This is a genomic window from Mycobacterium sp. TH-M25, assembly GCF_057473665.1.
Window position 1 is genome coordinate 1 of the sequence record NZ_JBYCLA010000623.1, and the last position, 5,290, is coordinate 5,290.

The window sequence follows — 5,290 nt, forward strand, 5'->3', positions numbered from 1 at the left end:
CCGCACAGAAGACGGCGAACAGTTCACCGACGCCGACGTCATCAACCACATGATCTTTTTGATGATGGCTGCCCACGACACCTCGACCATCACCACCGCCGCTGTCGCCTACTACCTGGCTAAACACCCCGACTGGCAGGCCCGCGTCCGAGCCCAATCCGACTCCCTGGGCGACACGATCCCTGATATCGACGATCTGGAGGGCTTGACCGACCTCGACCTCGTCATCAAAGAGTCGCTGCGCCTTCTCGCCCCGGTGCCCCTGGTGATGCGAAAAACCGTCGAAGACACCGCCATTGCCGGCTACTACATCCCGGCCGGCACCATGGTGGCCATCACTCCAGCGGTCAACCACTACGACACCGACGTCTGGACCGATCCCGACCGCTTCGATCCCCTGCGCTTCGACTCACAGCGGCGCGAGGACAACGCGCACCGCTTCGCCTGGATCCCCTTCGGCGGAGGCGCCCACAAATGCATCGGCATGCATTTCGGCATGCTCGAAGTCAAAGCCATCCTGCACCAGATGCTGCGCACCTACACCTGGAGTGTGCGGCCCGACTACACCGCCAGATGGGACAACACCTCGCTGCCCATCCCCGTCGACGGCCTTCCCGTCGACTTGCGCAGGCGATGACGTTGGGACGCAGCTTATTCCGGAGCCCACGTCGGTGCTCGGCCACGCCAAATCGATGTCGGCTGCGGGAGCCGACTCATACCGGCGGACTCGAATCCTTAGTGAGACCGGTCGGCCTCGGCGAGATCGTCGAGCAATAATAGCCGCCCGGCCATCGCCGCTGCAGCGATGCGATTGGTGACGCCGAGCTTGTGCAGCAACGCGGCCACCATCCGTTTGGCGGTGCGCTCCGACACCACCATCCGCTCCGCGATATCGCCGGTCTCCATGCCCGTGGCAACCAACCGCCACAACTGGAGCTCCTGCGCGCTGAGGCTATCCAGCAACGCCGATCGCGGTTCGTGGGACTTCGCTAGCAGTGCATCAAGCAGCGCGCCGTCGATGACCCGCAGACCTTCGGCGACGGTCCACAGTGGGCCGGCCAGAGCTTCGGGCCGTGCCGTCTTCGGCAGGAATCCGTCGGCGCCCGCGCGCAGCGCCTCCTCGGCAAGCTCAAGGTTGCCGGTCCCCGACAACGCCAAAATCCGGGTTGTGGGATTGCGCGCCTTGATATGCCGGATGGCGGCTATCCCGCCGAGCGGGGGCATGGACAGGTCGATGATCGCGACGTCGGCAACGCAACGGGCTACCATGTCAGCAGCCTCCTCGACGTAGGTCGTGTGCCCGCCCACGGTGAACAACTCGCCCGATTGGCGGTCGAGCAGCAAAGCCAGGCCTTGTGCGAAAAGCTCGTGGTCGTCAACGATCACAACGACGAACCGCCTGCCGGTCATTGCCGTAACGCTACCTCGGTCCTAATGTCGGGCCGGTGACACGGGTCACTCAGCACCGTTGGAGGGTGCAGGGATACGGCAGCGGCTACGGGCTGGGTCGCACCGTCATCGCCGTACGGGTCGCGGTAGTGATCTCGATCGGGGTGCTGGTGCCCTTCGAGCCCGCGGGGGTGCGCGTCTATGCCGCGGCCCTGATAGCAGCGGCAATGATCTACTCGGCAATCGTGTTCGCTTATCCGCGACTCGAGGTGCGCCGCACCAGTTACCGCTGGATGGTCACCGCCTTCGACTCGATGTTCACATTGGTGTTCATCGCACTCACCGGCGGGGTGCACAGCCCAGCGGTGTCGGTGCTGGTGCTGGTCGTGGTTGCCTCCGCGGCCCGATTGTCGTTCACCGAAACTCTTTTATTGGGACTGTTACTGGGTACCGGTTACCTCGGCGTCGCGTTACTTGCCTCCACCGCGGCTGGTGCCGATCTCTCTCCGGTGCCACAGAGTAGCTGGTGGGCGCTGTACCTGTTGTTCACCGCGCTCATCACCGCGGGGTTGTCAAACCTAGCCGAACGCGAGCACCAATCCAGCATCCGTGCGTTGGTAGAAGCCGAGGCCGAGCACGCCGCCGCCGAAGAGGAACGCGATCTACGAAGCCGGCTCTTGCAGTCCTACCAGTCGCAACAGGACGGACTACAGGTGCTGGTGCATGAATTCCGCACCCCCATAACCTCCTTGGAGGCGCTCATGGCTGCGCTCACATCGGTGAGGCCGATGTCGGAGTCCGACCGCGCTGCCAGCGCGCAGCTGGCCGGCCGGCACGTTCAGCACCTCGGTGACATGCTCGACGCGTTATCCGACGTGGCGTTGAGCCGGCGCCCAACATTCTCAGCGGGCCGGGTCCGCCGCGTCGACATGCCCGGCTTGATCACAGCTGCGGCCGATGCCGTGGGGCTGGTGCCACCGCAGCTGCGGTGGACGGTGGCTGACGACGTGGGCGCGGTCGCGGTCAACGCCCAGGGACTGCGGCGCGTGCTGACCAACCTGCTGGAGAACGCATCGCGACATAGCCGGGATGCCCCCATCGACGTAACGTGCCTGCGCAGGGGCGACGAGGTCGTCATCGCGATAGCCGACCGCGGACCGGGCATACCCACGCAGAGTCTGGGCCAGCTGACGGCCAAATACGTCAGCGTTGGTGACCGGCGCGGCACCACCGGGCTGGGCCTATGGATCGTGCAGCAAATCCTTGAGGCGATCGGTGGGCGCGTCGATTTCAGCGCGCGCAACGGCGGCGGGCTCGTGGCGACCGTTCGCGCCCCAATCTCGTAATTCGATCGAGCGGCGCTTGGCCCGCGGAGGCCACTGATTGGCACGCGCGCTAGTAGCCCGGCGTCGCTGTGGTCGCGACAATGAAACTACGGCGGTGGCCCGTATTCCAACACCGTGACGGCGGTGCCGCCGCATGGTGTTGCTCAAAGTGCAGCGTTGCTTGTGACGTGCATCATGCACAAATGACCGCTCGTGATTTTTACCGGTTCGATTCGAGTCGAGGAGGCTAGATGCTGACGGTTACGTGGGCTCACGTCGACTCGTTTCGGCAGGCGGCAGTGGCCGAAGCCGCCGAGGCGGAGTTGGGCTCGCACGGGTTCTCTTGCGGCAGCCTGCACGTGATCGCGCCGTGCCGGGGTTGCCAAGGGCAGCCTTTATCAGCAGGCCGCCGACAAGCGGGGCGAACCGATGACGCCCGCTCCGCTTACCCGTAAACCATTGCAAAAGCTGACTTTGAGGCGACCAACGGCAAGGCACCGCAATAGTCCGAGGCCGAGATTTACACACACAACTACAAGGAGATCACCACCATGACAAGAACGGCTTACGGCTCGCTGGCTGCGGGCGGACTCAACTGGAACAGTTTGCCGCTCAAGCTGTTCGCCGGGGGCAACGCGAAGTTCTGGAATCCAGCCGATATTGACTTCTCCCGCGACCGCAAGGACTGGGAGACATTGTCGGACACCGAACGCGACCTCGCGGCGCGATTGTGCGCAGCATTTCTAGCCGGTGAAGAAGCTGTCACGCAGGATATTCAACCGTTCATGGCCGCGATGCGGGCCGAAGGCCGGCTTGGCGACGAGATGTTTTTGACCCAGTTCGCCTTCGAAGAGGCCAAGCACACACAGGGTTTCCGGTTATGGCTGGATGCCGTGGGGGTTACCGAGGATCTGCATGGCTACCACTCGCCGGCGTACCAGAAGATTTTCAACGAAGAGCTTTCGGAATCACTCGGAGCCCTCGTCATCGATCCCTCACCGGCCGCCCAGATTCGCGCAGCCACGACTTACAACCACATCGTGGAGGGGATGTTGGCGCTGACCGGATATTACGCCTGGCACAAGATCTGTGTGGACCGCGGCATACTTCCCGGTATGCAGGAGTTCATCGGACGCATCGGCGACGACGAGCGACGCCACATGGCGTGGGGCACCTTCACCTGCCGGCGTCACATCGCCGCAGACGACGCCAATTGGTCGGTGTTCGAAACACGCATGACCGAGTTGATTCCTCTGGGTGTGAAGATGATCGAAGAACTGCTAACCCCCTATGGTGACAACGTCCCGTTCGGGCTGACTGTCGACGAGTTGACCCGCTATGCGACCGACAAGGGGATGCGCAGGTTGGGCACGATCGAGAGCGCTCGGGGGCGTCCGGTTGCTGACATCGATATCGACTACACGCCGGTTCAGCTCGAAGACGATTTCGCCGATGAAGATCGCAAAGCTCTGGCCGGCGCGTCGGCCTGACCGGCGCCGCGCGAAGTCGGCAAGCGCCTGCTGAGGCAGCTCTTGCGGGCGGGAGCAAGCATTCGCTGCTTCCGTCCGGCGAGCAGCGCAGTCGGCCCTGGTATTGAGTACGTCGCAAGCTATGGATCTACAAGACGAGGTCGGGATGGCTGTATTCGCTGATGAGGACGAGGTTTACACCTATCTGGGTGGAATTTTCAGGCGTGGGCTGGAAAAGGAGGGGTTGGCTGACAAGCTGGCGGGTTCGGGGGTGGTCTTACGGGTTCGCTACACCGATCCGGATGCGGTGGTGACGGTGGATATGCCTAATAAGGTCGTCGAGACCGGAGCGTCGAGTACCGCGGTGCCCAATGTCGAGTTGTTCATGTCTGCGGACACGGGAAACAAGTTTTGGTTGGGCAAGGTGAACTTGACGGTGGCGATGGCCAAGGGCACGGTGCGGGCCAAAGGTCCGGTGGCCAAGCTGATCAAGTTGATACCGCAGGCCAAGAACTTGTTCCCGGAATACCGTCTGATGCTGGAGAGCGAGCACCGGCAGGACCTCATCGATGCGTGAGCCGCAGCGCTCGGCTGGTCCGTTGAGCGGGATGGTGTCGTGGTGAAGGCGACGATGCGGGACGTGTAGTTGGGTGTCTCCGGGATCGTCGAGCGGGCGTCGACGTTGCATGGCGAGCTCAAGGAGACGCACCGAGGTTGAAGGGGTGAAACGGTGAAGACACGCGCAGCGATTCTGTGGGAACTGGGCCAGAAGTGGGAGGTCGAGGAGGTTGAGCTCGACCCCCCCGGCCCTGATGAGGTGCTGGTCCGGCTGACTGCAACCGGGTTGTGTCATTCCGATGAACACCTGGTCACCGGCGACCTGCCAATCCCGCTGCCGGTGGTGGGCGGACACGAGGGTGCCGGCACCGTGGCCGCGGTCGGGCCCGGCGTCGAGGATCTCGCAGAGGGCGACTCGGTGGTGTTGACGTTCCTGCCGGCCTGTGGACGCTGCTCGTACTGTGCGCGCGGCATGGGCAACCTGTGCGAGATGGGTGCGGCGATCATGATGGGACCCCAGATCGACGGCACCTACCGCTTCCACGCCCG

The 5,290-nt window shown here is 63.5% G+C and carries 6 protein-coding genes and 1 pseudogene; 6 read left to right on the plus strand and 1 reads right to left on the minus strand.

All coding sequences use genetic code 11. The annotated features are described in order from the left end of the window. On the plus strand, nt 1-637 hold a 637-nt coding region (locus AC2VOU_RS20640; protein WP_486959044.1), incomplete at its 5' end, for a cytochrome P450. Nucleotides 638-735: 98 nt separating this feature from the next. Here AC2VOU_RS20640 and AC2VOU_RS20645 read toward each other — a convergent pair. After that, the gene (locus tag AC2VOU_RS20645; protein WP_486959045.1) at nt 736-1,410 is read right to left on the minus strand and encodes a response regulator transcription factor; all 675 of its coding nucleotides are present in this window, start codon (nt 1,408-1,410) and stop codon (nt 736-738) included. Between the two features lie 35 nt (nt 1,411-1,445). Between AC2VOU_RS20645 and AC2VOU_RS20650 the strand changes: the two genes are divergently transcribed. The 5 genes and pseudogenes from AC2VOU_RS20650 to AC2VOU_RS20670 form a co-directional block, all read left to right on the plus strand. After that, nucleotides 1,446-2,735, plus strand: coding sequence for a sensor histidine kinase (locus tag AC2VOU_RS20650; RefSeq protein ID WP_486959046.1), 1,290 nt, complete (start codon nt 1,446-1,448; stop codon nt 2,733-2,735). 230 nt (nt 2,736-2,965) lie between these two features. Then, a pseudogene (locus AC2VOU_RS20655) lies at nt 2,966-3,134 on the plus strand (TetR family transcriptional regulator); the annotation flags it as partial. Between the two features lie 122 nt (nt 3,135-3,256). After that, on the plus strand, nt 3,257-4,204 hold the full coding sequence (locus AC2VOU_RS20660) for a R2-like ligand-binding oxidase (RefSeq protein WP_486959048.1): 948 nt from the start codon (nt 3,257-3,259) through the stop codon (nt 4,202-4,204). A 145-nt stretch (nt 4,205-4,349) separates the two neighbouring features. Then, the gene (locus AC2VOU_RS20665; RefSeq protein ID WP_486959049.1) at nt 4,350-4,760 is read left to right on the plus strand and encodes a sterol carrier protein; all 411 of its coding nucleotides are present in this window, start codon (nt 4,350-4,352) and stop codon (nt 4,758-4,760) included. 153 nt (nt 4,761-4,913) lie between these two features. Then, nucleotides 4,914-5,290: alcohol dehydrogenase catalytic domain-containing protein (locus AC2VOU_RS20670; RefSeq protein WP_486959047.1), on the plus strand; the 377-nt coding region annotated here is incomplete at its 3' end.